Here is a 25,600-nt window from a genome sequence, read left to right as displayed (position 1 = left end):
TAGGAATAAGGACATGGCAATTAATGAATATGTAACTGGAATTCAACACATTGGAATCCCTACCGATGATTTAGCAGGTACGATTGCCTTTTATGAATCATTAGGCTTTACACAAGCGGGTTTGTTCCCTAATGGTGAAAATCAATGTGTCTTTATGAAATTAGACAATGTCGTGATTGAATCATGGACTGGGGATGCTGTTACTAAGACAAACGGCGCAATTAATCACCTTTCCCTTGATACAACTAACATTGAAGCAACTTTTGCGGCTGCTCAAGCACAAGGTCTTGAATTGATTGACCATGAGGTTCAAAGTATTCCTTCATTTTGGGCTCACGGTATTAAGTACTTCAATATTTTAGGACCAAACCATGAAGTGATTGAATTTTGCCAGATTCTCACCAAGTAAGGTCTAAATTAAGCACCGCTTCTTAAAATAAAAATGCGAAACTACCCTTGAAAGGTGTAATCTTTTCAAGGGTAGTTTTTTTACACAAGATACGAACTTTTTGCCTAGAAATAGTAAAATTTATCCGGTTGTAATTATTAAAAGACGGTAATTTTGGTATAATTTAAACTTATAGACTAATAAAAAATTGGAGGCTACACAAATGGGTGCTATTCGAATTCACAATCTACGTTTTCATACTTTTAATGGGGTGTTGCCTGAAGAACGCAAAAATGGACAACAAATTGCGATTGACGTTGAGTTAAATTATCCAATTGAAACAGCGGTGCATAATGACGATTTAGCAACAACAATTAGTTATGCGGATGTGCGGGCGGATATTGATAAATTTGTCCACACGCATGCATATCAATTAATTGAATCATTAGCTAATGAATTACTAGCTACGTTATTACATAACTATCCCACCGCACCACAAATCACGTTAAAAATTCGCAAGTTTAGTGTACCAATGCCGGGCATTTTTGATGATGTTGAGATTGAAGTGTCAGGTACGCAAAATGACTGAACACGTATATCTTAGTATTGGGGGTAATATTGGTGATAGCGTGGCCAATTTAAAGGCGGCGGTATTGGCTTTACAAGCACATCCTGATATTCAAATTACGGCAGTGTCCGCAATTTATGAAACAGAGCCTTGGGGGAACCGTGATCAGGCTAATTTCAACAATATTGCCGTGGCCGTGACCACCACTTTAACACCACTGGCTTTGTTAGCGGCCTTACATAATGTTGAACAAACTTTACATCGTGAACGGTTGATTCACTGGGGCCCACGCACAATTGATTTAGATATTGTCTACTGGGGGGCACGTGTCCTTGATTTACCAGATTTACAAGTGCCGCATCCGCATGCGGCGGAACGTAATTTTGTTTTATTACCAGTACAAGAAATTGCCCAAAATGATCCGCTTGTTTTAGCACAAGTTGAAGCAGCCCTTGAGCAGCAGCTTGATAAAAGTTGGATTAATAAAGTAGGAGAGTTGGTTATTACTAATGATTGATACAAAAAACCAAGAAAAGATACAAAATGCAGTAAAGATGATTTTAGAAGCGATTGGTGAGGATCCGGAACGGGAAGGATTACAAGAAACCCCCGCCCGTGTGGCTAAGATGTATGGTGAAGTTTTTGCATCAGTTACGGCCCCTGAATTTGATAACTATAAAGTCTTTCCGGTGGATGAAACAACGGAAATGGTCTTGTTAAAAGATATCCCATTTTACTCAATGTGTGAGCATCATTTGTTACCGTTTTATGGCACGGTTGATGTAGCCTATGTTCCAGGTGACAACCACGTGATTGGTTTGAGTAAAATTCCGCGCTTGGTGGATTATTGTGCAAAGCGGCCCAATGTTCAAGAACGGATGACGGTCAACATTGCGCGTGAATTGACGCGGATTCTTGATCCCCGTGGGGTAGCGGTATCAATTTCAGCCCGGCATATGTGAGTTGAAATGCGGGGGGTTGAAAAACCAGGTGTGATGACTGATACGAGTTATTACTTAGGTTCATTTACTGACGATAAAGAATTGAAGCGAGAATTTCTCCAACGGACTGTGAAATAATGACGACATGGTTAATTGCATCAAATAACCCGTATAAGACAGCTGATTTACAGGCTTGTTTAGCAATGGCTGGGATTACGGCGGTTGGTTATACAACTAAATTTGCCCCAGTTACCTTTCCAACGGAAGGCACAATCAGTTATCAAGCTAACGCCCAAGCTAAAGCTGAATTTTTAGCTAATTTGTTACAACAGCCAGTCATTGCCGATGATAGTGGCCTAGAATTAGTAGCGTTAACCGACCAACTTGGGGTGACGACCAACCGAGATTTGCAAACCAGTCGATTGAGTATGAATGATGCGGTGTTGGCCCGTTTAGCTAACGTAACACACCGTGATGCCCAAATGGTTACTTGGCTGGCGGCTGCGCGTCCTAATATGGCAACGATAACCAGTATGGGGGTTGTTAGTGGCCAGATTGTAACAACTCCGCGAGGCCAACTTTCAACGGGTTTTGATAAGCTTTTTCAACCAGTTGCGCAAGCGCAAACATTCGCTGAAATGCCCACTGCTCGTCGATTACCGCAAACACATCGCGGCCAAGCTGCAAGAGCCTTACAACAAAAATTATTAATGGAGAGTGATCAATAAATGGCAGTTGTACAAGATATTACCACCTTATTAACGCAACGTAATGATTTTACAAGCAAATCTTTGTTACAAATAATCAAAAAACAGCGCTTAATTGCCCTTGAGTTTAGTGAAATGAAGCCTGATAGCTTAAATAAGCTAGCGCATCGAGTAGCGCAATTAGATGGCTTGTGGTTTGCTGAAGATACCCACGCCCAAGTATTATTGACCTTACCGGCGTTACGATTATTAACTAATAATTGGGATGGGTGGTTTGGTGCTGATCCTGAAATTACCACACAGCTTAGCTTAATTAATGAACAATTTGCCTTAATCTGGCAAGTCAAAAATCGCCGGTTTGATTTAAGTAATAAGGCGTTGATTTATGCGATTATGAATATCACACCGGATTCATTTTTTGATGGTGGTAAGTACCAGACTGAAGCAGCTGTACTCGAACATGTTGCTGAAATGGTGGCTGCGGGGGCAGATGTCATTGAAGTTAATGGTCAAACGACCCGGCCAGGCTATGCCGAAGTGACACCAGAAGTGGAAATTGAACGGACAATTCCATATATTAAAGCGATTCGGCAGCGGTACCCAGATGTTGTAATTGCCATTGATACATATAAGTTGCCGGTCATGGAAGCAGCCATTGCGGCGGGGGTCGATATTATTAATGATGTTAATAGTTTTGAAGACGATCCGGCTAAATTAACGTTATTGGCTAATAGTAATGTCGGTCTCTTGACGATGTTGAATGCACGTAACAAAGATATTACTGAATTAACACCCGAAATGCACGCAGCCTTTGCTGATAATTTGGCCTTATTAACGAACGCCGGCATTGCGTATGAACGGATTGCATTAGACCAAGGAATCGGTTATTCAAAAGTTCCCCATGGCGTGCAAGATTATGGCATGATGTTAAATGTCGATGCATTTAACGATTTTAAACGACCAATGATGATTGCAATATCACGGAAAGGCTACTTGGGTAATTTACTGGGGTTAGCTAAAGAAGACCGCTTACCAATGACACTGGTTGCTGAAGCGCTAATGTATGTTCGTGGGGGCCGAATTTTACGGGTCCATGACGTTGCAGAAACCCGCCAATTGGTTACATTACTAGATACTATTGCAAGTGGGTACTGGTTAGGTTAATAACGATCCGCTTTAAGATGCCGTAAATAAGTGTGTGACTAAAGATGGTTCATAGATAGGATAAAATTAGCAAAACCTGACTGGATAAAAAATTCGGTCAGGTTTTTTGGTTTGGATGTTAGATCTGTTTTTGAAGTCTGAATCTATGTCGTTTGTAATATGGTGAATATAGGCGAGGTATTAGTACAAGTTCACAAAGGCATGAAAAAAATTAAGTGGTGGTAAAATTAAGCTACAAGTTTAAATTTTACATTTAGAGGGGATGATGTGATGAGGAAATTACAGACAGATAGTGGGGCTGTTGGTAGTAGTGGTCATCATGGATGGTGGTACACGCAACTGTTTACTAATTGGAAGCCATTTGAAATTTTTTATACTATTTGCTTAGTGCTACTACAATTTGCAGCGTACTTATGGATTCCAAGTTCTTTAATGGGGATTGCTTCAGGAGTCTTTGGTGTGTTGTGTCTGGTATATGGAATGAAAAATCGTAATGTAACCTTTGTTTTCGGGGTTTTGCAATACATTGCGATGGGCTATATTGCGCTGACAACCCATGCTTATGGTTCTTTTGCGATTGATATTTTCTATGTGCTTTCGCAACCGGTTGGCTGGTATTTTTGGATTATTAATCACAAAATCCGTTATTTTAGTAGCGCAATGCGCGGGGTGATTGCCGGAATTTCGGTGTTGGCCTGGATTGCCGGCTGGGTTGTTTTAGCCCATCTACATGGCCAATTACCATACTTGGATTCAATTAATTTTGTGGTGAGTTTCATTGCCCAAGTATTGTTCATTTTTAAATTCCAAGAAAATTGGGCGTTATGGATTGTTGTCAATGGAGCAGGGTCAATTTATTGGACTATTTTAGCTTTACGCACATTTAATGGGCAAACAGGCTTAGGTTCACTTGGGGACAATGTCTCACAAGTGGCGTTACAATTTGCCTTACTATTTAATGCAGTTTACGCTTATTATCAATGGTCGAAGGGACCTGATGGGGAACCACGAGTAAAATAAGTTCTTGAAAAGCGAATTGAGTTTAGTTTGGATGGGAGAGGAGTATACGATGCTTAAATATGATGTTGGCATTATTGGATCAGGTTCGGCTGGAACAACAGTGGCCTATGGCATGCGTACGGCTGGTAAAAGCGTGGCCATTTTTGAAGATTATATCTGGGGTGGGACATGTGCCAATATGGGATGTGATCCGAAAAAAATAATCGTTAATAGTATTGATGTTTTACGGCAAGCCCAATTATTTCAAAAGGAAGTCCCAGGACAATTAAAGATAGATTGGCCAGCGGTGATGGCTAAAAAGCAAAAATATGTCGATGCTCATCCGGTCCGAACATTAGCTGGCTTAACCGGTGATGATATTGCTACTTATCATGCGATACCACGGTTTATTAATGCGGATACAGTTGTCTTACCTGATGGAACGCAAATTCAAGCAAATACTTGGGTGCTTGCAACCGGTAAACGGCCAACCCGACCAACCTTCACTGGGGCTCAATTAGCCGAGACGTCGGAGGATTTTTTGAACATGCCAACGTTGCCAGCCGATATAACAATAGTTGGTGGTGGCTATATTGCGGTTGAATTTGCAAGTATTGCTCAATTGGCCGGCGCTCAAGTGCATTTATTGCAACACAATCAACACCTTTTACGGGGATTTGAACCATGGTTAGTTGATAAGCTTGTGCCTGAAATGACGGCCCAAGGCGTTGATTTTCAATTTGATACCGAAGTAGCTTCATTAAAGAAGCAAGCTGACCGAATTTTAGTAACAACGACTGACGGCCGGACTTTCTTGACGGATAAAGTTATTGCGGCCACAGGTCGACATGCGGCTGTTGAAGGCCTTGATTTGGCAACTGCGGGAGTTGAATTTGATTCTCAGGGCATTAAAGTAAATGGCCACTTACAAACAACGAATCCGAATATTTTTGCAGCTGGGGATGTAGCAAATTCTGGGACGCCTAATTTAACACCGGTGGCCGGCTATGAAGCACGCTATTTAGTTGATTTTCTCAATGGCCAAACAGCTGCTGAGATTAATTATCCGGTAATTTCTTCAGCGGTATATGGACATCCAAGAATTGCCCAAGTTGGAGTAAGCACGGCTGAAGCCAAAATTAAAGGCTATGACGTAACGGATTATGATTTAAGTAGTTGGTTTAATTACATGCGTTTAAATGACCAAGCATCCGCACGCGTGATTAAGCATGATGGCAAAATCGTTGGGGCTAGTTTAATTTCAGAACAAGCTGATGAAATTATTAATATGTTTGTGACTGCGGTTAATAGCGAGACAACGGCAGACGATGTTACTAAGCAGATTATGACGTATCCAACGATGGAAAGCGACTTAGGATACTTCTATTAGGGCCCTAAGCGATATAAAAACTGAATATTAATCAAAAACGCCTTAGATATGGTCTATGTATCGAAGGCGTTTTTTAGTTATCTGGAAAATTTTGTCCGCCATCTAAATGGATTTTAAAGGATAACGACTTGGCACACGCTAGCATTCAATACACTTTTTTTACAATTAAATTAATAGCCATATCACCTAAAACACGTTAAACTTGACATGTAGTATATAAGAAGTTAATTACTCAATTGGGTTGATTTTTGGTCGTTAAGTAATTGGACCGCACCAATTGATTAATTAGTTGACTTTTTAAATATTTTAGCTACAATAATAATTGTAAACATCGACGATTGTGTCATGTTTTTAAACTAATTTAAAACCAATTAATAAGGAGAGCTATTCCAAATGGCAGTAGATTACGATTCATTAGAATATTTGGAACAAGTTGACGCCTGGTGGCGTGCAACTACTTACATCTCAGCTGGTGTTATCTTCTTGAAGGACAACGCATTGTTCTCAGTTACTAACACTCCACTTACTCAAGCTGATGTTAAGGCAAAACCAATCGGACACTGGGGTACTGTTTCAGGTCAAACTTTCTTGTATGCACACGCATCACGTTTGATCAACAAGTACGACTTGAACATGTTTTATGTTGAAGGACCTGGTCACGCCGGTCAAGTTATGTTCTCTAACTCATGGATTGACGGTTCATACACTGAAGATTATCCAGAAATCACTCGCGACCTTGCTGGTTTGAACAAGCTTTACAAGAGCTTCTCATTCCCAGGTGGTGTTGGTTCTCACGCAACTGCACAAACTCCAGGTTCACTTCACGAAGGTGGAGAACTTGGTTACTCACTTTCACACGGTGTGGGTGCTATCTTGGATAACCCAGACCAAATTGGTTTCGTTGTTGTCGGTGATGGTGAATCAGAAACTGGTCCACTTATGGCTGCATGGCAATCAAACAAGTTCATCAACCCTAAGACTGATGGTGCGGTATTGCCAATTCTTGACCTTAACGGTTTCAAGATTTCAAACCCAACTATCTTGTCACGTTACTCAGATGAACAATTGACTAAGTACTTCGAAGGTTTCGGATGGTCACCACGTTTCATCGAAAACGACGACATCCACGATTACATGGCATACCACAAGTTGGCTGCTAAAGTATTCGACGAAGCAATCGCAGACATCCAAGCAATCCAAAAAGATGCTCGTGAAAACGGTCGCTACCAAGATGGTGAAGTACCATTCTGGCCAGTTATCATTGCACGTCTTCCAAAGGGTTGGGGTGGTCCTACTCACAACGAAAAGGGTCTTCCAGTTGAAGATTCATTCCGTTCACACCAAGTTCCATTGGAATTCTCATCAAAAGACAAGAACTTCAACGAAGATCTTGATGCATTCGTTGCTTGGATGGATTCATACCGTCCAACTGAATTGTTCAACGAAGATGGTACTCCTAAGCAATTCTTGATCGACCTTGCACCTAAGGGTGACAAGCGTATGTCAATGAACCCAATTGCTAACGGTGGTGTTGCCCGCGGTGAAGAACCTAAGCAATTGAACTTACCTAACTTCCGTGATTACGCTAACGAAATCACTGAAGAAACTCGTGGTACTGAACTTGCTGACGGTAACCGTAACATGGATATGTTCGTTCTTTCAACTTACTTGAAGGACGTTACATTACAAAACATGGAAGACTTCCGTTTCTTCGGACCTGACGAAACTATGTCAAACCGTCTTTGGGACTTATTTAGCGTTACTGACCGTCAATGGATGGAAGACGTACGTGAAGGTAACGACGAAAAGGTTGCTGCTTCAGGTCGTATCATTGATTCACAACTTTCAGAACACCAAGCTGAAGGTTGGTTAGAAGCATACACATTGACTGGTCGTCGCGGATTCTTCGCATCATACGAATCATTCTTGCGTGTTGTTGACTCAATGATTACTCAAATCTTCAAGTGGTACCGTCAAGCAGACGAAATCAAGTGGCGTAACAAGTACCCTTCATTGAACTTGATCGCAACTTCAACTGCTTTCCAACAAGACCACAACGGTTACACTCACCAAGATCCAGGTCTATTGACTCACTTGGCTGAAAAGAAGACTAAGTACATCCGTGAATTCTTGCCTGCCGATGGTAACTCATTGTTAGCCGTTGCCGACAAGTCATTGCGCTTGAACCAAACTATCAACTTGATCGTTGCTTCTAAGCAACCACGTCAACAATGGTTTACTATTGACGAAGCAACTGAATTAGTTGAAGATGGTCTTAAGGTTATCGACTGGGCTTCTACTGTATCTGCTGACGAAACTCCAGATATCGTATTTGCTTCAGCTGGTACTGAACCAACTATCGAAGCATTGGCTGCTGTTTGGTTACTTAACCAAAAGCTTCCTGAATTGAAGATTCGTTACGTGAACGTTGTTGACTTCTTACGTCTTAAGAAGCAAGACCCACGTGCAATCTCAGATGCTGAATTCGACGCTATCTTCACTACTGATAAGCCAGTTGTATTCGCATTCCACGGTTACGAAGACCTTGTTAAGGACGTATTCTTCGACCGTCACAACCACAACCTTGATGTTCACGGTTACCGTGAAGAAGGTGATATCACTACTACTTACGACATGCGTGTTTACTCACAAATCGACCGTTTCAACCAAGTTAAGGATGCCCTTACTAAGCTTGAAGGTGTTGTTGCTGCTGATAAGATCGCTGAAATTACTGCTGAAATGGACGCTATCTTGGCTCGCCACTTCGAAGTTACTCGTAACGAAGGTATCGATATTCCAGAATTTACTGATTGGAAATGGTCAGCTCTTAAGAAGTAATCTACTGCCGATTAACTCTGCTGTTACTAATAGTAAATATGAAAAAGCCGTTCGCATTAGCGAACGGCTTTTTTGGTTTGTAATTAGAAAATTTCAGGCATTTCCAAATCGTCATCTGCGGTAATTTCTCGAATGACACGACAAGGGTTCCCAACGGCTAATGAATTAGCGGGAATATCACGGGTGACGACACTGCCGGCCCCGATAACAGAACCTTCACCGATGGTTATCCCACCAATGACGGTAACATTACCAGCTAACCAACAATTTTTCTCAATCGTAATTGGTTTAGCATACTCAAGACTGTAGAGACTGCCATCAGGGCGCGCCTGAATATTACGTTGTTGATACCGAAGAGGGTGCATTGGTGTTAGTAATGAAACATTAGGGCCAATCAAAACGTTATCACCAATTGTAATTGGGGCACAGTCAAGGGCGGTAAAATTATAGTTAATAAAAACTTGGTTACCGATTGTTGTAAAGCGACCATAATCCCAAGCGATGGGTCCTTGAATTTCACATTCAGTCCCCATATTGGGAATTAGGTCGGCGATAATACTTGCCCGTTTGGGATCGCCATCAGCCAAATTATTATAATCTTGGCTGAGTTTGCGGGCTTTTTGCCGTAATGCTAATAAGGTAGCATCACCAGAGTCGTAAATTTGACCTGTCAACATTTGTTCTTGTTGCGTCATTGATAAAGTCTCCTTTAAATAAGTTTAGTTTAAGTAGTTAAGGTACAATTGTAAGCTATTGTACCTGATATGTCTAATATAGTGCTGCAAAAATAAAAAAACGAAGTCCATTGACTTCGTTTTTTATTGCCTAATCAGCAAAGTATTTACTGAAACGGGCCGCATCAGCTGTGTGCAGTTCCACGTTGAGGAGGGTCCCATTTTCAGTATATTCAGTAGTTAAAATGTGGGCGTTTTCATTCAAATATGTAACTACTTGACCATCACTAAACGGAATTAGTAAGTCATGAATTTCATAATCGGTGAAAATCTTTTCTTTAATAATATCAATTAAAGTAAGCAGAGATGCTTCATCGCGTGCAGAATAAACTAAGTTATCGCCTTCACGACTTGGGAAAATAACATCATCCATTTTATCAGCTTTATTATAACCAATAACCATAGGAATGCCCTTAACCCCGATTTCATGGAGGGTCTTTTCAGTTGTTGCCATCATTTCTTTATGATTTGGATCAGAATAATCAACAACTTGGATTAACAAGTCAGCTTGAGCGGCTTCGGCCAAAGTTTGCCGAAAGGCGCTCACCAAGTTGTGAGGGAGCTTCGAAACAAATCCAACCGTATCACTCAATAAGAATTGCTTTTGATCGGGTAAGGTTAATGAACGAACGGAAGTATCCAAAGTTGCAAAAAGCATGTTCTTTTCGAAGACTTGTTTATCTTCACCTTCACCAAACATCCGGACTAAACCGTTCATTGTTGTTGATTTACCAGAGTTAGTATAGCCGACTAACGCAACGGTTGGAATTCCAGCTTTGTCACGTTGGGTCCGACGAGTTGTTTCAGATTTACTAATCGCTTCAAGTTCTTCTTTTAAGTGGGCAATGTTTTTTTCAATTGTCCGGCGGTCCATTTCCAGTTTTGATTCACCGGAACCCCGACTTGTAAAGCCACTCCCAGTTGCCCCAGTTTGTTGATCCAACCGCACGTTCATACTAGTACGTAGACGTGGTAATTGATACTTCAAGCGGGCAATAGCCACTTGTAGCTTAGCTTCTTTAGAACGGGCGCGATTAGCAAAAATATCTAAAATTAGCCCTGTTCGGTCAACAACCGTTGCTTTTGTGGCAGCTTCAATATTACGAATTTGTGAAGGTGACAATTCATCATTTGTGATAACAAATTTGATGTCAGTTTCTGCAACTAATTGTGCAAGTTCTTCAACTTTACCTTTACCAAAATAAGTACCAGCATTAGGACGGTCAAGTTTTTGAGTAAGGGTTTCTTGAACGATCATATTGTTAGCAGAGACTAAGTTGGCGAGTTCTTCCATAGAATAGTCAAAGCTAGGATCGTTATTATCAAGCCCAGCAATAATTACGGGTTGTAATGTGCTTGCTTCTTCTGTTGTCATAAATATACCTTATTACCTTTTTAGTTAGCGGGTAATTCGTCAGTAACGCTGTAGTAAGCAACTTTAATGGCATCTTCAGTAAGAATTAATTTGGTGATACTACCATTGGCTGGTGCGTGGCCTTCAAAAGCAGCGTCACCAAAACGGCCAGCAATACTACGAATTGTTGCCCCGTGAGAAACGAGTAAAATATCGCCACCATCAGGGTGAAGTTGGCGAAGACGATCAAAGCCGGCTTCAATGCGGGTCCAGAAATGTTGAGAATCTTCGGCATCGTGTTCGGGATCAGCAGCGTGAATTGCATCAAGGGTTGCATCAGCCCCGATTGCCGTTAATAAATCAGAGAAAGTTGTGATGTGTGCCGCTTTAGCAGGTGCACATTTAACAATGTCAAGGACCGCATCAGGACCGCTAACACCTTCAAATGTACCAAAGAATTGTTCCCGGAAGGCCTTCAAAGGAGTTGGTGCGACAATATCAGTTTGCGTATTTTCTTCAAGAATGTAGGTCGCTGTTTTAAAAGCGCGTGGGAGATCACTTGAATAAGCAGCATCAAAACGGATATCCTTTAAAAGGTTACCAGCTCGATGACCATCGGCAATTCCTTTTTCCGTAAGGTCGATATCACTCCAACCTTGGAAACGATCGTATTTGTTAAAGAAAGTTTGTCCATGACGTACGAGGTAAATATTGATTGGTTGCATTTTTAAATACTCCTTTTTGAAAAGTTAAAGACTTTGATACTAATATAGTAACATAAGATGGCATTAAAGCGGTGGCTAGCGTATAATTGATAGCCAAGTAGTAGCAAAAATGTTATTAGGCCGATGGGCCCAGATATAAAATAAAGCGAGAGTATATATGACAGATTCCAACTACACCTTTGAACAAAATTACCTGGACCAAGTTAATGAAAAACTAGAAATTGCCCAGCAAAAAACGCAACAAGAACTTGATCGGACTTCTAATGATCGTGCTGATATTGAAAAATCATGGGGCGATGTCCGGATTAAGACGAGTACTTATGAAAATATTTTAGATACCGCATTATCAGTTCGCCAACAACAACAAATGTTGATTGAACGCCAAAATAGTTTTCAAAACGCCACAAAACGTTTAGAAACATTACAAAAATTAAAAGTGAATCCTTACTTTGCTCGAATTGACTTTCAAGAAAAGGGTGAAGAAAAAGCCGAAACAATTTATATTGGTTTAGGTTCATTTTCAGATACCCCTGATCACTTTTTGATTTACGACTGGCGAGCTCCAATTTCATCAATTTATTATGATGGTGGACTGGGAAATGTGGAATACACAACCCCAGATGGTAAACAAAATGTCAATGTCCAATTGAAACGCCAATTCCAGATTGAAGATGGGGTCATCGTAACAATCTTTGATACTGATGAAGCAGTTGGTGACCAAATGTTACTTGATGCCTTGAGTGGTGAGTCAGATACGAAGATGAAGAGTATTGTGACGACAATTCAAAAGGAACAAAACAAAATTATCCGGAATACGAGTGCGGACTTATTGTTTGTTCAAGGGGCGGCTGGTTCAGGTAAAACAGCGGCCGTCTTGCAACGGGTAGCGTACTTGCTATACCGGTACCGTGGTAATTTAAACAGTGGCCAAGTTGTTTTATTTAGTCCAAACCAATTATTTAATGACTATATTGATCAAGTGCTACCTGAACTTGGGGAACAAAACATGGTGCAAATGACGTATTACCAATATGCGATGCGCCGCTTACCGAAGATTCAAGTTGAAACATTACAAGAACGCTTTGAAGAACACAACGATATGGCTAACGAGAATATTACCCGCTTTAAAGGGAGCTTAGCGTTCTTCAAATTAGTTGAAAAATATGCTAAAACCCTTAATAAAGGTAATTTACGCTTCAAAGATATTAATTTCCAAGGCAAGCCGTTCTTTGATAAAGACCACATGGCTAAAATTTACTATGGTTACAATGAACAATATAAGTTGGGACAACGTCTAGATGCAACCAAAGAGCGCTTAACATCATCGTTAAATGGCCGCATTGGGAATGAATTGAAGGAAAAATGGGTTGAAGAAGCAATTCAAAACTTAACTAAAACCGAAATTGATTCATTATTTGGGGACCAACCCCGCGAATTTGCGTCAGAAGAAAAGGAATATAACTTCTTAGCACGTAAAATTGTTGTTAATGCCTTTAAGCCAATTGCAACAGCTATTCACCGTAACCGTTTCATTAATGTAAATGCGCAATTTGCGGCCTTTTTACGAAATGTACCAAAAATGACCGATTTACGTAAATGGGATATTTCAACTGCAGATTGGGAAGCTAGTGTTGCTCGAACGGTTACCGAATTCAAAACTAAGCAAATGACCTTAGCGGATGTTTCAACTTATCTCTACTTATATGATTTAATTACTGGTAAACGTGGTGAACGTGATATTCGTTTTGTCTTCATTGATGAAATTCAAGATTATTCAGCTTTCCAATTGGCCTTTTTGAAGTTTAGTTTTCCAAAAGCAAAATTCACAATGCTTGGTGATTTGAACCAAGCAATCTTTACGAAAGAAAATTCCAAAACGCTGTTACATGAGTTAGGTGCGATGTTTGATCCGGAAAAGACAAGTGTTGTGCAATTAACGAAGACATACCGGTCAACTCAACAAATTACGGACTTCTCAAAAGAGTTACTCGTAAATGGGGAACAAATTATTGCGTTTAATCGGAATGGTGCTAAACCAGTATTGGCGCAATTTGATACAATGCCAGCAATGGAAGCCCGCTTAGTAAAACAGATTGCCACCAACAATGCAGCCCATGAAACAACGGCTATTATTACAAAGACGTTAGCGGAAGGTTTGGCTGTGGATGCCGTCTTGAAAGCAGCTAATGTCAAAGCAACGTTGATTCGTTCTGAAAACCAACGTTTAGTACCAGGTGTAATCATTGTGCCATCATATTTAGCTAAGGGGCTTGAATTTGATGCAGTTGTGGCTTGGGATGTTTCGGCGGCTAATTATCCATCAGAAAGTGAACGGCAATTAATTTACACGATTGCGTCACGGGCGATGCATGAGTTAACCCTCTTAGCTTGTGGTAGTGTGACACCATTACTTGATCGGGTGAATACGGACTTATACGAGGTAGAATAAACTAGTGGCAAATGTAAACTATAATGTCTTGAACGCGGCAGCGTGGCGAGCAATTGGGGTTGAGTTTGCTCCGTTACATGATTGGCAGTTGCCTATGACAGCGACCTTACAAGCGGATTATCAAGCCCTAGTGCCATTGGTGATTACTAAAATGCAACATAACCATGCGGCTGAAATGATGTGGCAAGATATTTTGGGGCAACCAACTGGTAAAGTCAAACCGTTTGTTATTGGTTTAACCGGGAGTGTTGCTGTAGGTAAGTCAACGATAGCTAAAACAATCAAACAATTATTAGCTGAAGCATTACCAGAAGCTAAAATTGAAATTGTGACAACGGATAACTTCCTATATAATAACCAAATTTTGGCAAGTCTAAACTTAACTGATCGGAAAGGGTTTCCAGAATCATATAATATAGAAGCAATGATTACTTTTTTAAAAGCGGTCAAAGAACGCCACCCCGATATTAGTGTTCCGGTCTATTCGCATGAGTATTACGATGTCTTACCCAATCAAGTTCAATTGATTGATGAGCCTGATATTGTTATTTTAGAAGGCGTTAATGCTTTACATCGGCATGGACAAGCGTTAGCCCCAATTGATTTAATGGATTTAACGATTTATATTGATGCTCCAACGGCGTTAATCAAAAATTGGTTTATGCAACGCTTTGAACGCTTAATTGATGCTGCTGAACATGAGCCAACTAGTTATTACCATAAATTTATTAGTAATCGCTCCGCAGCAACTAAGCTAGCTGCGGAAGTCTGGCAGACAGTTAATGAACGTAATTTAAAAGAATGTATTTTACCGGCACGTTCATTAGCCGATATAATCATAGAAAAAGGGACTAATCATTCTGTTACGCAAGTTGCATTACGGAAATATTAGTCACAAAGCTGTAAAATTCACTGAATTTTACAGCTTTTTTTTTGTAAATTAATAAAAAAAAGCTTTTTTTCACTTTTTTTACGAAAAAAATGGCTTAATTCCCGAGATAGTTAAGGGGGTATACATTTTTTGCTTAGAACCAGCTATGATAGGCTTTAAACATGATAGAAAAAGTTATATTACAGCCATGTTACATAAAAAGGGGCTTATATGACATAAAAACAGGGGTGTTGTTACATTATAGCTATATGGCTGTTATAAATTGTCTGTAGTATATAGATTGTTGATTGATAGCAAACGAGTTATCAATGAAAAAAGATGGGTCACATCGATGGCCAGATAATATAAAACGAATAAATAGACAAATAACATTTCTTGTATTTAAGAGGAGAAGATATACACATGAATAATCTTAAGAAAATGATTTTAACTGGTACTGGTTTAGTTGCTGCATTGATTTCTACTGGCGTTGTTGCTAACGCCGATTCAGTTATTACTGTTCAACAAGGCGACACAGTTTCAAAATTGGCTTTGGAAAACAACACTACTATCGAAGCAATCGTTAACGCTAACAAATTGTCTAACGCTAACTTGATCTTCGTTAACCAAAAGTTGAACATTCCTTCAGCAGCCCAACAAGCTCAACAAGCACCAGTACAACAAGTTGCTCAACAAGCACCAGTTGCTAAGCAAGCACCAGTACAACAAGTTGCTCAACAAGCACCTGCTCAAGCAGCTCAACAACAAGCAGCCCAACAAGCCCAACAACAAGCAGCCCAAGTAGCTCAACAACAAGCAGCTCAACGTGCCCAACAACAAGCAGCACAACAACAAGCAGCACAACAACAAGCAGCTCAACGTGCTCAACAACAAGCAGCACAACAACAAGCTGCAGCCCAACAAACTACTAACGGTTCTGATGCAGCTGCAAAGCAATGGATTGCTAGTCACGAATCAGGTAACAACTACAACGCTCGTAACGGTCAATTCATTGGTATGTACCAACTTAGTGCATCATACCTTGGTGGTGACTACTCACCAGCTAACCAAGAACGTGTTGCTAACCAATACGTACAATCACGTTACGGTTCATGGACTAATGCCAAAGCCTTCTGGCAATCACACAACTGGTACTAATCTGAAATTGGATTAGGAACTTTTGTTAAAGTACCATTTTTAGTAAGAATCTCCCAACGGCGGGGATTCTTACTTTGTGGTTAATATTTATACCACCGTTCAACAAGCACAGCTTTACGCTGACTAAATAACGACATAATCGGCATAAAGAGTGTGAAACATTTACATGTAATTGTTTAGTGAAAAGACCAGACGAGTTTTCGTCTGGTCTTTTTTGCGTGTGATGATGAGTATCCCCCAGTCCAATGTGCTCGCAAGATCAGCTAGTTTCGGCTAACGTCAAAATACCAGGTACGTATTTTAAGATTTTTCTTTGATCCGCACGATTTCTAGGTTACATGCATACTTACATTTAATAATTAAAGTTTTGTCAAATAAGTTGACAAATGCAAACTAGAAGCATTAAACTATATTATCGTATCGTAATAAAAACACACCTAAGTAAACAATTTAAAGGAGAACTTGAATGGAAGCAGTTGATGCACAAGGAAAGCCTTTTAATCGCGGCTTATTAGTAGCCGTGCTCTTAATTGGTACCTTCGTGACCGTATTAAATCAAACTGTCTTAGCTACGGCGCTGCCAACTTTGATGAAGTCATTAGATGAATCATTAGGAACAGTGCAATGGCTCACAACAGGATTTATGTTAGTTAATGGGATTTTAATTCCTATTTCAGCTTGGTTAAGTCACCGCTACAATACTAAGTGGCTTTACCTTGGTTCAATGGTTATTTTCTTAATTGGAACAACCATTTCAGCCACGGCACACACTTTTCCCCAACTTTTAACCGGCCGATTGATTCAAGCCGTTGCAGTGGGGGTAACGATGCCGTTACTCCAAGTGATTATGTTATCAATTTTTCCGGCTGAAAAGCGAGGAACTGCCATGGGAATGGCTGGGTTGGTGATTGGTTTAGCACCTGCACTTGGACCAACGCTCTCAGGTTGGATTATTGATAACTACAAATGGCAAGTCCTTTTCGGGGTGATGATTCCGATTATTCTGGTCGTAATCATTGCTGGTTTATTCTTCATGAAACCTGTTATCCATACAGGAAAAGAACCACTTGATTTTTGGTCATTTATTATTTCAACAATTGGATTTGGTAGCTTATTATACGGATTCTCAGAAGTAAGTACTCAAGGTTGGGGGGACGTGAAATACGTTATCTTACCATTGCTTATTGGGGTAATCTTTATTGCCTTTTTCATTATCCGTCAATTAACTCGTGAAAAACCATTATTACAAGTGCACGTATTCCAAATTAAGCAATTTGCGCTAACAACAATCTTGTCATCAATCGTCTTGATTGCCATGATTGGAGCCGAATTGGTAATCCCACAATATCTACAAACGGTCCGTGGAATGTCACCATTTCACGCTGGATTGACATTGTTACCAGGGGCTTTACTAATTGGATTTATGTCACCAATCACTGGTCGGATTTACGATAAAATGGGTGCCAAGCGCTTGATTATTGCCGGAATGATTATTTTGACGTTAGGAACGTTACCATTTACATTCTTAACAGAAAATACGCCAATTATTAATGTGATTGTCCTTTATTCATTACGGATGTTTGCCATTTCAATGGTTATGATGCCGGCAACTACTTCTGGGATGCAAGCTTTAACAGGATCTCTTGTAGCGCATGGTACAGCGGTCAACAACACAACCCGTCAAGTAGCCTCATCAATGGGAACCGCCGTTATGATTTCAGTCCTTTCAAATGTAATTAAGAACAATATGCCCGCTAAATCAGTCCTTAAAGATGCACCGCTTGAATACAAAAATCAAGCGTTGAGTGCAGCATTAAATGGTTACCATGCCGCTTTTTGGATTGCAACGGGCTTTGCAATTGCTGGTTTAATTGTGGCGTTGTTTGTTGCTGATAAACCTAAAAATACCGTTATTATCGAAGGAGGTAAAAAAGTATGATTCTAGTTCTTATTGCACTTTTTGTAGTTGCCTTTTTCGTCTCATTTGTTTTGATTACTAAAAAATCATTACGGATTGTTGCCTCATTAGTTTCATTTGTAGCATTAATCGCTAGCTTAACGCTTTTGATCCAAAATGATAAATATCATTTCGGTATGCGGAAAGTGGCTCATGTAACAACGCACCAAATTTTTACAGCTGTTCCTAAGACACCAGCCGATTTACTCTTATATCAACAAGTTGGTAAAGGGACTGAGGAAAATGTCTACATTTACAAAAAACATGCTGACAGTAAACCGACACACACCCAAACAGATGGAAAAACTGTTAACTGTGTGTTCTTTACATCAGATAAGCAAGCCACTTTAGAAGTGACAACGATTCGTTATGAATATAAAGACACTTTATACAAAATTCTTTTTGGATTAGGTGACAATGAAACGGTCGTATCACGTAACAATACCTTTAACTTGCCTAAGTCATGGTTAAAAATTAGTACAACTAATGCTAAGCAATTGGCTAAAGTGACAAAAGAAATGACACCAGCACAAAAGCAAGCGCAAGCAATGGCTGCTAAAGAATTTATCGGTGCCAAAGTTAAAGCGGCTATCATGGCAAATCCCGCGTTAGCGACAGATCAAAGTGCGCAAGCAAACATTGTCAAGCAAGCAACCGCTGAGTTCCAACAAAAAGCGTTTGCAGATGTTGTTAATAAACTCGAAAAGTAATTTAATTATTAAAAAATAACTCGTCATATTAGTTAATTTAATTGATGCCTGGAATTTTCTTCCGAAATTCGATAAATAAAAACTTTTAATTATTTTATAATCGTGTTATAATTCAAGTTGTAGTTTGGTTCGGTTAATTAGGTCTTGTTTCATCAGTATTGAGAAATATCTCCTGGCACCATCAAGTTACATATCAAATATTTCACTACAGTAGTAGTATCAAAAGGAGATTTCTCTCATGGAACAAGGAACTGTTAAATGGTTTAACGCAGATAAAGGTTTTGGCTTCATCACTCGTGAAAACGGCGACGACGTGTTCGTACACTTCTCAGCTATTCAAGGTGACGGCTTCAAGACTCTTGAAGAAGGTCAAGCTGTAACTTTCGACGTTGAAAGTTCAGACCGCGGCCCACAAGCTGCTAACGTTAACAAGGCTTAATTTTAATTAATTAATGTCAAAAGGGTAACTACTAGTTTTATCTAGTGGTTACCTTTTTTTGTTGCCTAAAAGTGAAATGGTTCAAAATGGTCAAGTAGTTGTTCTTAATTGTAAAGTCCTTAAAATACTGAACCGGTATTTTAGTGGTTTTTGTTAGTGCACACGATCTTCCGAGCATTATCGTGCTCTGTGTCGTTTCACACTCTGTTTCACGCACCCTGAAAATGGCCGTATATTTCCCTAAAAAATGTAAACAAACTTTGAGAATTAGCGGATTTTAAGGTATTATTATCTTATGTGAATTATTAATCGTTCAACTGAACGCTGGAGGAAACCCAATGAATGAAGAACAATTTGTGCAAGCATTAGCTGAACATGGCATTAACCTGTCAGCCGAGCAATTAGCACAGTTTGATAAGTATTATGAACTGTTGGTTGCAACGAATGAAAAGTTCAATTTGACTGCCATTACAGATAAAGAAGAAGTCTACCTGAAGCATTTCTACGACTCTCTTACTGCAGCCATCTATTATCCAGCGCTCCAAACTGAAGAACTGGATATTATTGATGTTGGTGCCGGTGCCGGCTTCCCATCACTCCCACTAAAAATTGCTTTCCCACAATTAAAAGTAAGCATCGTGGATTCATTAAATAAACGGATTGGCTTTCTTAATGATTTAGCTAGTGCGCTTGATTTAACTAACGTTGCTTTTTTCCATGATCGTGCAGAAACATTTGGTGGCAAAAACTCACCACACCGAGCCAAATACGATATCGTTATGGCGCGTGCCGTCGCCCGTATGACCGTTTTAAGTGAATTAACATTACCACTTATGAAAGTTAACGGTGTGCTTTTAGCAATGAAAGGTTCAAGTGCGCAAGTCGAATTGGCTAACGCTGAATTTGCGTTAAAGACCCTTGGTGGTCAAGTTCTTGAAACACACGCCTTTACGTTGCCAAATGGTGACCCACGTGAAATTGATGTGGTACAAAAAACCAAACCAACTCCTAAAAAGTACCCACGTAAACCAGGGACGCCCAATAAAGAACCACTAGGAGAATAAAATCTTTTGGAAGGCATGTAATATGAACAATGATTTACAGAGTATCTCAAATGATGAACTTGAGATACGCATTGAACAGTTATTAAAAATCAGTACGGATACCCAAATTTCTGTAATTGATGAGGCTAATGCTTACCAAGAAATTATTGCAGCAACCAATATTACGCAAGCAAATTTAGCTAAGCGTCTAGGTTGCTCGCAAGCCACCGTAGCTAATAAATTACGGTTATTAAAGTTAAGTGATGTTGCCAAAACAGCACTGCAAAATAATCAGATTACAGAACGACACGGCCGGACGATTCTTAAGCTTGAAAAACGCAAGCAGATCGCTGTTGTTAATAAAATTTTAAAGCATAAATTAAACGTTAAACAAACGGAAGAACTAGTTCGAAAATTAGTCCAAACCCAGCTTGATCTACCAACTCAAAAGGCAATGTTACGTGATTTCCTAACGCAAGGCATCCAACGATTAGCTAAGCAAGGAGTTCTTGTGGAACAACTTGAGGTTGATGATCATGTCATTTTAAAAATAATTGATAAGAACCAGACAGAGAGGAACGCTTAAATGGCACATGTAATTGCAATCGCAAATCAAAAAGGAGGCGTGGGTAAAACGACTACTAGTGTAAATCTAGGAGCCGCCTTAGCATCAGCTGGTAAGCGTGTCTTACTCGTTGATATTGACGCGCAAGGTAATGCAACCAGTGGTACTGGGATTGAAAAAGCGGAAATTGAACAAGATATTTACGATGTGTTAGTAAATGAAGTTCCAATTGAAGACACTATTTTAAAATCATCACACGAGGGGATGGATGTCGTTCCAGCCACGATTCAACTATCAGGGGCCGAGATTGAATTGGCCCCACAAATGGCCCGTGAAATGCGGTTAAAAGATTCCTTAGATAAGTTGCGTGATCAATATGACTACATGATTATCGATAATCCACCTTCATTAGGAATTATTACCATCAACGCCTTTACGGCTGCGGATTCAATTTTGATTCCAGTGCAAAGTGAATATTACGCGCTTGAAGGGTTAGGACAATTGCTTAACACGGTTAAATTAGTGCAACGTCACTTTAATTCTGATTTGAAAATTGAAGGGGTCTTGTTGACGATGTTTGATGCGCGAACTAATTTAGGTCAAGAAGTTAATGCTGAAGTTAAAAACTACTTTGGTGACCAAGTATACAAGACGATCATTCCACGGAATGTGCGTCTAAGTGAAGCGCCAGCTCATGGTTTGGCAATCACTGATTATGATCCAAGCTCACGTGGTGCAGAAGTTTATACGGCTTTAGCAAAGGAGGTCTTAGCGGCCCATGGCGATTTCTAAAAAGAAGAGTATCTTAGGCGAAGGTAAGGGTTTGGGGGCCCTCCTTAGCAGTAATAATATCGATATTGACATCGAAGACTTGAACGCTGAAAAAGTTCATAAAATTCATTTGGATGAGATTGTTCCTAATCCTTTCCAACCTCGTAAAAATTTTGATCAAGCAGCCTTAGAAGATTTGGCCGCATCAATCAAAAATGAAGGTGTCTTCCAACCAATTATTATCCGTCAACCTAAACGGACGGTGAAGCAATACGAAATTATTGCTGGTGAACGTCGTTTCCGTGCTTCAAAAATGGCCGGATTAGATACGATTCCAGCAATTGTCCGTGACTTATCAAACGAACAAATGATGCAAGTAGCCGTGATTGAAAACTTGCAACGTGAAGATTTGTCACCAATTGAAGAAGCGCAAGCATACCATACTTTAATGGAAAACTTGAACATCACACAAAGTGAATTGGCGAAGCGACTTGGTAAGTCACGCCCATTTATTGCTAACTACTTACGCTTATTGACATTACCATTGAGTGTTAAAGACCTTGTCGAACAAGGTTCACTTTCAATGGGGCAAGCCCGGACCTTACTTGGCTTAAAGGCTAAAGACCAGATTACGACGGTTGCTAAACGCGTCATCGAAGAAGGGATTACCGTTCGTCAACTTGAAGAACTTGTTAGTGAATTAAATGGGTCTGTTGTCACTGAAAAAGAAACCAAGCCTAAGACTAAAGCTAAAGCTGACGGCAACAAGTTCATTAAAGCAGCAGAAGGTCAATTAGAAGAAAAATTTGGGACGAAAGTATTATTGAAGAGCAAAACAAACGGTAAAGGGAAAATTGAAATTAATTATCTTTCAGATGATGATTTGAGTCGGATTTTACATGTTTTAAATATTAGTCTTGATTAGTAGGTGATGTCATGGAATATAACGTAACTGATATTGTTGAGATGAAAAAACCGCATGCGTGTAAAACAAACGCTTGGGAGATTTTACGCGTAGGGGCCGACATCAAAATTAAGTGTGTCAATTGTGGCCACCAAATTATGATGTCGCGCAATGATTTTAATCACCGTGTTAAACGCGTGTTAGAATCACACGTGACTGATGAAGCATAGATAATAAGAAAGAAGAGATAAATATGGCATTAACAGCAGGAATCGTTGGTTTACCTAACGTTGGTAAATCAACCCTATTTAACGCAATTACTAAAGCTGGGGCAGAAATGGCTAACTATCCATTTGCGACAATTGAACCCAACGTTGGGATGGTTGAAGTTCCCGATGAACGCTTAGCACGGATTCAAGAAGTTGAGCCAGCCGATAAGATTGTGCCAACAACTTTTGAATTTACAGATATTGCCGGTATCGTTAAAGGCGCATCAAAAGGGGAAGGTTTGGGGAACAAATTCCTTGAAAATATCCGTCAAGTTAACGCCATTGTGCACGTTGTGCGGGCTTTTGATGATGATGAAATTACGCACGTTAATGGGGTAATTGATCCAATTGATGATATCGCAACAATCAATACAGAATTGATTTTGGCTGATTTAGAAGCTGTTGATAAGCGTTATGCAAAGACTGAAAAAGCAGCGAAAACAGCTAGCAATAAGGAAGCTAATGCTGAATTTGCAGTCTTACAAAAAATTAAGCCAGTCCTTGAAGCTGGTAAATCAGTTCGGACGATTGAATTTAATGAAGAAGAACAAAAAGTTGTCCGTGGCTTGTTCTTATTAACTTCAAAGCCCGTCTTGTATGTTGCCAACGTGGCTGAAGAAGATATGGCTGATCCAACTGCTTCAAAATACTTTAAGTTAATTCAAGACTTTGCTGCTACTGAAGGGGCCGAAGTAATTGGCTTATCAGCGCGTGCTGAAGAAGAAATTGCCGAATTAGAAGATGAAGACAAGCAAGAATTCTTGGATATGAACGGGGTTACTGAACCTGGTTTGAACAAGTTAATTCGGGCAGCTTACCATTTACTTGATCTACGGACATTCTTTACGGCTGGTGGTAAGGAAACTCGTGCGTGGACATTTAAAGCCGGTATGAAGGCCCCACAAACCGCTGGTGTAATTCACTCTGATTTTGAACGTGGGTTTATCCGTGCTGAAACAATTGCCTTTGATGATTTAGATCAACTTGGTTCTGTTAAAGCGGTTCGTGAAGCAGGAAAACGACGTTCTGAAGGTAAAGAATACGTTGTGCAAGATGGTGATATTATCGAATTCTTGTTTAATGTTTAAGAAATTCCCAATCCTTAACCTTATGTTAAGGGATAATGAATTTTAATTTAATGTTCATTCAATACAATTATAGGATAAGGTGCAATGGTAGAAGAAAATAGTAATGAAACTGTAGCTAATCAAGATGCTACAGCAACTACAGAAACACCGGTTGCGACAACTGCTCATGCAGCCAAGCAAACGTTAACTAAACGGAACGAAGATTTCATGTTCCAACTTAAAAAGCAATTACATGATAAAATGGAAGCAGATCAATTGAACGCTGAATTAGCAAAAATTGAAAGCGAACTTTTAGCAGCACAAGTAACTGGCACAACAGCCAAGCAATTGTATGGGACACCTAGTGCTGCTGCGGCACAATTAGTTGCTCCAAAGCCACGCCAAGCGGCAGCTGGTAATGATGCTGGTTACTGGTTAAATGCTTTGGATACTGGGATTTTATTCTTAGCAATGTTTGGGGCTGTTTTTGGTTTCTTTATGCTTTTCAATGGTTCAAAGTTAGAAACGAACGGAGCACCTTACGGGGTGGTAAGTTTGATTCTTACAGCCGCAACTGGTGGTTTGATTTTTTCATATATCCAAGGTTTAATCTTACCAAGTGCTAATAAGCCTAAGCGCCCATTTTGGTACCGTTTAATTGCGATGATTTTAGCGATTCTTGCGTGGATGTTAATTTACTTAGGAGTATCATTTATTCCGCACACAGTTAACCCAATTTTACCAGGCTGGGCATATATCATTATCGCCGTATTAGCTTTTGTAGGATTCCTCTATGAACGCCGAATTACAGGGATTACTGGTGGTTTCTTCGGTGGACCAGCACCTAAAAAATAACAATAACTATATTGAAATATATCGGACGAGGTGAGATCGATGACAAAAATTCTTGTTGCAGATGACGATCACGAAATTGCAGAATTGCTTGAAATTTATATTAAAAACGAAGGTTACGAATCAGTAATCGCTTACGATGGTCATGAAGCACTATCAAAATTACACACCAACCCAGATATTGCGTTAGTAATTTTAGATATCATGATGCCAGAAGTTAATGGTTTAGAAGTCGTTAAAGAGATTCGTAAGGATTCGCAAGTGCCGGTCCTAATCTTATCAGCTAAGACATCAGATATGGATAAAATTCAAGGCTTAATCACAGGTGCTGATGATTATGTGACTAAGCCGTTTAACCCGCTTGAAATTATGGCGCGGGTTAAGTCATTATTGCGTCGTTCTGACAATCGTGTTCAAGATGCCACACCGGATGTTTTAAATGTCGGTTCATTGATTATCAATAAAGACTCTCACGAAGTTAAAACCGTTAGTGGTGAACGAATTGCGTTAACTGCACTTGAATTTGGAATTTTGTACTTGCTTGCAAGTCACCCAAACCGTGTATTTTCAGCCGATGATATTTTTGAACGCGTGTGGCAACAAGAATCAGTTGTGTCTGCAAAGACCGTCATGGTTCACGTATCACACTTGCGTGATAAGATTGAAGAAGCAACCAATGGCGATCAAGTCATCCAAACCGTTTGGGGTGTGGGTTACAAAATTGAACGCCGTTAAGA

Annotated in this window: 25 protein-coding genes and 1 pseudogene; 23 read left to right on the top strand and 3 right to left on the bottom strand. The window is 39.9% G+C overall.

The genetic code is table 11. The features are described from left to right. Window positions 1-13 precede the first annotated feature (13 nt). The 9 genes and pseudogenes from LQZ75_RS05695 to LQZ75_RS05655 all read left to right on the top strand — a co-directional run bounded on the left by LQZ75_RS05695 (window position 14) and on the right by LQZ75_RS05655 (window position 8,995). Window positions 14-409 carry a VOC family protein gene (locus LQZ75_RS05695; RefSeq protein WP_230096871.1) on the top strand — a complete coding sequence of 132 codons (396 nt, stop codon included), beginning with the start codon at window positions 14-16 and terminating at the stop codon, window positions 407-409. Window positions 410-611: 202 nt separating this feature from the next. Further along, the gene (gene folB / locus LQZ75_RS05690) at window positions 612-977 is read left to right on the top strand and encodes a dihydroneopterin aldolase (protein WP_230096870.1); all 366 of its coding nucleotides are present in this window, start codon (window positions 612-614) and stop codon (window positions 975-977) included. Further along, on the top strand, window positions 970-1,473 hold the full coding sequence (gene folK, locus LQZ75_RS05685; RefSeq protein ID WP_230096869.1) for a 2-amino-4-hydroxy-6-hydroxymethyldihydropteridine diphosphokinase: 504 nt from the start codon (window positions 970-972) through the stop codon (window positions 1,471-1,473). Before folB ends, folK begins: the two co-directional genes overlap by 8 nt. Next, window positions 1,466-2,035: pseudogene (gene folE / locus LQZ75_RS05680) on the top strand (GTP cyclohydrolase I FolE). Before folK ends, folE begins: the two are co-directional and overlap by 8 nt. Beyond that, the gene (locus LQZ75_RS05675) at window positions 2,035-2,625 is read left to right on the top strand and encodes a non-canonical purine NTP pyrophosphatase (RefSeq protein ID WP_230096868.1); all 591 of its coding nucleotides are present in this window, start codon (window positions 2,035-2,037) and stop codon (window positions 2,623-2,625) included. The pseudogene folE and the gene LQZ75_RS05675 overlap by 1 nt, the downstream one beginning before the upstream one ends. Then, a complete protein-coding gene (gene folP, locus LQZ75_RS05670) occupies window positions 2,626-3,768 on the top strand; it encodes a dihydropteroate synthase (RefSeq protein ID WP_230096867.1) in 1,143 nt (380 codons plus the stop codon). Between the two features lie 270 nt (window positions 3,769-4,038). Continuing rightward, window positions 4,039-4,788, top strand: coding sequence for a nicotinamide riboside transporter PnuC (gene pnuC, locus LQZ75_RS05665; protein ID WP_230096866.1), 750 nt, complete (start codon window positions 4,039-4,041; stop codon window positions 4,786-4,788). 49 nt (window positions 4,789-4,837) lie between these two features. Further along, complete coding sequence (locus LQZ75_RS05660; RefSeq protein ID WP_230096865.1) at window positions 4,838-6,157, top strand: dihydrolipoyl dehydrogenase family protein; 1,320 nt, start codon at window positions 4,838-4,840, stop codon at window positions 6,155-6,157. A 393-nt stretch (window positions 6,158-6,550) separates the two neighbouring features. Continuing rightward, window positions 6,551-8,995, top strand: coding sequence for a phosphoketolase family protein (locus LQZ75_RS05655; RefSeq protein WP_230096864.1), 2,445 nt, complete (start codon window positions 6,551-6,553; stop codon window positions 8,993-8,995). An 83-nt stretch (window positions 8,996-9,078) separates the two neighbouring features. On the opposite strand, the gene LQZ75_RS05650 is transcribed toward LQZ75_RS05655, so the two are convergent. From LQZ75_RS05650 to LQZ75_RS05640, 3 genes are all read right to left on the bottom strand, one after another. After that, window positions 9,079-9,690, bottom strand: a complete 612-nt coding sequence (locus tag LQZ75_RS05650) for a sugar O-acetyltransferase (RefSeq protein WP_230096863.1) — start codon at window positions 9,688-9,690, stop codon at window positions 9,079-9,081. 130 nt (window positions 9,691-9,820) lie between these two features. Next, window positions 9,821-11,104: a GTPase HflX gene (hflX, locus tag LQZ75_RS05645; RefSeq protein ID WP_230096862.1), complete on the bottom strand. Its 1,284-nt coding sequence runs from the start codon at window positions 11,102-11,104 to the stop codon at window positions 9,821-9,823. Between the two features lie 20 nt (window positions 11,105-11,124). Further along, a complete protein-coding gene (locus tag LQZ75_RS05640; RefSeq protein ID WP_230096861.1) occupies window positions 11,125-11,808 on the bottom strand; it encodes a histidine phosphatase family protein in 684 nt (227 codons plus the stop codon). Between the two features lie 157 nt (window positions 11,809-11,965). On the opposite strand from LQZ75_RS05640, the gene helD reads away from it, so the two are divergent. The 14 genes from helD (at window position 11,966) to croR (ending at window position 25,598) form a co-directional block, all read left to right on the top strand. Next, window positions 11,966-14,257: an RNA polymerase recycling motor HelD gene (helD, locus tag LQZ75_RS05635; RefSeq protein ID WP_230096860.1), complete on the top strand. Its 2,292-nt coding sequence runs from the start codon at window positions 11,966-11,968 to the stop codon at window positions 14,255-14,257. Window positions 14,258-14,261: 4 nt separating this feature from the next. Then, window positions 14,262-15,149, top strand: a complete 888-nt coding sequence (gene coaA / locus LQZ75_RS05630) for a type I pantothenate kinase (protein ID WP_230096859.1) — start codon at window positions 14,262-14,264, stop codon at window positions 15,147-15,149. A 402-nt stretch (window positions 15,150-15,551) separates the two neighbouring features. After that, a complete protein-coding gene (apf, locus tag LQZ75_RS05625) occupies window positions 15,552-16,286 on the top strand; it encodes an aggregation-promoting factor (RefSeq protein ID WP_230096858.1) in 735 nt (244 codons plus the stop codon). 466 nt (window positions 16,287-16,752) lie between these two features. After that, window positions 16,753-18,225, top strand: coding sequence for an MDR family MFS transporter (locus LQZ75_RS05620; protein WP_230096857.1), 1,473 nt, complete (start codon window positions 16,753-16,755; stop codon window positions 18,223-18,225). Further along, window positions 18,222-18,953, top strand: coding sequence for a DUF4811 domain-containing protein (locus tag LQZ75_RS05615; protein ID WP_230096856.1), 732 nt, complete (start codon window positions 18,222-18,224; stop codon window positions 18,951-18,953). The genes LQZ75_RS05620 and LQZ75_RS05615 overlap by 4 nt, the downstream gene beginning before the upstream one ends. Window positions 18,954-19,191: 238 nt before the next feature. Further along, the gene (locus tag LQZ75_RS05610) at window positions 19,192-19,392 is read left to right on the top strand and encodes a cold-shock protein (RefSeq protein WP_168721656.1); all 201 of its coding nucleotides are present in this window, start codon (window positions 19,192-19,194) and stop codon (window positions 19,390-19,392) included. A gap of 338 nt (window positions 19,393-19,730) precedes the next feature. Beyond that, on the top strand, window positions 19,731-20,456 hold the full coding sequence (gene rsmG / locus LQZ75_RS05605) for a 16S rRNA (guanine(527)-N(7))-methyltransferase RsmG (RefSeq protein WP_230096855.1): 726 nt from the start codon (window positions 19,731-19,733) through the stop codon (window positions 20,454-20,456). Between the two features lie 22 nt (window positions 20,457-20,478). Continuing rightward, entirely contained in the window at window positions 20,479-21,021 is a 543-nt protein-coding gene (locus LQZ75_RS05600; RefSeq protein WP_230096854.1) for a ParB/RepB/Spo0J family partition protein, read from the top strand. Beyond that, entirely contained in the window at window positions 21,022-21,792 is a 771-nt protein-coding gene (locus tag LQZ75_RS05595; protein WP_230096853.1) for a ParA family protein, read from the top strand. Continuing rightward, entirely contained in the window at window positions 21,779-22,696 is a 918-nt protein-coding gene (locus LQZ75_RS05590) for a ParB/RepB/Spo0J family partition protein (protein ID WP_230096852.1), read from the top strand. The genes LQZ75_RS05595 and LQZ75_RS05590 overlap by 14 nt, the downstream gene beginning before the upstream one ends. Window positions 22,697-22,707: 11 nt before the next feature. Further along, the gene (locus tag LQZ75_RS05585; RefSeq protein ID WP_230096851.1) at window positions 22,708-22,905 is read left to right on the top strand and encodes a DUF951 domain-containing protein; all 198 of its coding nucleotides are present in this window, start codon (window positions 22,708-22,710) and stop codon (window positions 22,903-22,905) included. A gap of 23 nt (window positions 22,906-22,928) precedes the next feature. Further along, window positions 22,929-24,032, top strand: a complete 1,104-nt coding sequence (gene ychF, locus LQZ75_RS05580; protein WP_230096850.1) for a redox-regulated ATPase YchF — start codon at window positions 22,929-22,931, stop codon at window positions 24,030-24,032. 84 nt (window positions 24,033-24,116) lie between these two features. Beyond that, complete coding sequence (locus tag LQZ75_RS05575) at window positions 24,117-24,866, top strand: DUF1129 family protein (RefSeq protein WP_230096849.1); 750 nt, start codon at window positions 24,117-24,119, stop codon at window positions 24,864-24,866. Between the two features lie 39 nt (window positions 24,867-24,905). Then, window positions 24,906-25,598 (top strand): response regulator transcription factor CroR, encoded by a 693-nt coding sequence (gene croR / locus LQZ75_RS05570; RefSeq protein ID WP_230096848.1) that lies wholly within the window; start codon window positions 24,906-24,908, stop codon window positions 25,596-25,598. Window positions 25,599-25,600 lie beyond the last annotated feature (2 nt).

It is taken from the genome of Periweissella fabaria, assembly GCF_918814575.1.
Lineage (GTDB): Bacteria > Bacillota > Bacilli > Lactobacillales > Lactobacillaceae > Periweissella > Periweissella fabaria.
Note: the sequence above shows the minus strand (reverse complement) of the source record. Positions and strands in the feature narration are given on the sequence as shown.

Coding starts and splice junctions, on each gene's coding strand:
- LQZ75_RS05695 (WP_230096871.1), top strand. CDS start 14: ATGGCAATTAATGAATATGTAACTGGAATTCAACACATTGGAATCCCT.
- croR (WP_230096848.1), top strand. CDS start 24,906: ATGACAAAAATTCTTGTTGCAGATGACGATCACGAAATTGCAGAATTG.
- LQZ75_RS05615 (WP_230096856.1), top strand. CDS start 18,222: ATGATTCTAGTTCTTATTGCACTTTTTGTAGTTGCCTTTTTCGTCTCA.
- LQZ75_RS05675 (WP_230096868.1), top strand. CDS start 2,035: ATGACGACATGGTTAATTGCATCAAATAACCCGTATAAGACAGCTGAT.
- folB (WP_230096870.1), top strand. CDS start 612: ATGGGTGCTATTCGAATTCACAATCTACGTTTTCATACTTTTAATGGG.
- apf (WP_230096858.1), top strand. CDS start 15,552: ATGAATAATCTTAAGAAAATGATTTTAACTGGTACTGGTTTAGTTGCT.
- pnuC (WP_230096866.1), top strand. CDS start 4,039: ATGAGGAAATTACAGACAGATAGTGGGGCTGTTGGTAGTAGTGGTCAT.
- LQZ75_RS05640 (WP_230096861.1), bottom strand. CDS start 11,808: ATGCAACCAATCAATATTTACCTCGTACGTCATGGACAAACTTTCTTT.
- LQZ75_RS05585 (WP_230096851.1), top strand. CDS start 22,708: ATGGAATATAACGTAACTGATATTGTTGAGATGAAAAAACCGCATGCG.
- LQZ75_RS05650 (WP_230096863.1), bottom strand. CDS start 9,690: ATGACGCAACAAGAACAAATGTTGACAGGTCAAATTTACGACTCTGGT.
- helD (WP_230096860.1), top strand. CDS start 11,966: ATGACAGATTCCAACTACACCTTTGAACAAAATTACCTGGACCAAGTT.
- LQZ75_RS05620 (WP_230096857.1), top strand. CDS start 16,753: ATGGAAGCAGTTGATGCACAAGGAAAGCCTTTTAATCGCGGCTTATTA.
- LQZ75_RS05595 (WP_230096853.1), top strand. CDS start 21,022: ATGGCACATGTAATTGCAATCGCAAATCAAAAAGGAGGCGTGGGTAAA.
- LQZ75_RS05660 (WP_230096865.1), top strand. CDS start 4,838: ATGCTTAAATATGATGTTGGCATTATTGGATCAGGTTCGGCTGGAACA.
- rsmG (WP_230096855.1), top strand. CDS start 19,731: ATGAATGAAGAACAATTTGTGCAAGCATTAGCTGAACATGGCATTAAC.
- folP (WP_230096867.1), top strand. CDS start 2,626: ATGGCAGTTGTACAAGATATTACCACCTTATTAACGCAACGTAATGAT.
- hflX (WP_230096862.1), bottom strand. CDS start 11,104: ATGACAACAGAAGAAGCAAGCACATTACAACCCGTAATTATTGCTGGG.
- ychF (WP_230096850.1), top strand. CDS start 22,929: ATGGCATTAACAGCAGGAATCGTTGGTTTACCTAACGTTGGTAAATCA.
- LQZ75_RS05655 (WP_230096864.1), top strand. CDS start 6,551: ATGGCAGTAGATTACGATTCATTAGAATATTTGGAACAAGTTGACGCC.
- folK (WP_230096869.1), top strand. CDS start 970: ATGACTGAACACGTATATCTTAGTATTGGGGGTAATATTGGTGATAGC.
- LQZ75_RS05610 (WP_168721656.1), top strand. CDS start 19,192: ATGGAACAAGGAACTGTTAAATGGTTTAACGCAGATAAAGGTTTTGGC.
- LQZ75_RS05600 (WP_230096854.1), top strand. CDS start 20,479: ATGAACAATGATTTACAGAGTATCTCAAATGATGAACTTGAGATACGC.
- LQZ75_RS05590 (WP_230096852.1), top strand. CDS start 21,779: ATGGCGATTTCTAAAAAGAAGAGTATCTTAGGCGAAGGTAAGGGTTTG.
- LQZ75_RS05575 (WP_230096849.1), top strand. CDS start 24,117: ATGGTAGAAGAAAATAGTAATGAAACTGTAGCTAATCAAGATGCTACA.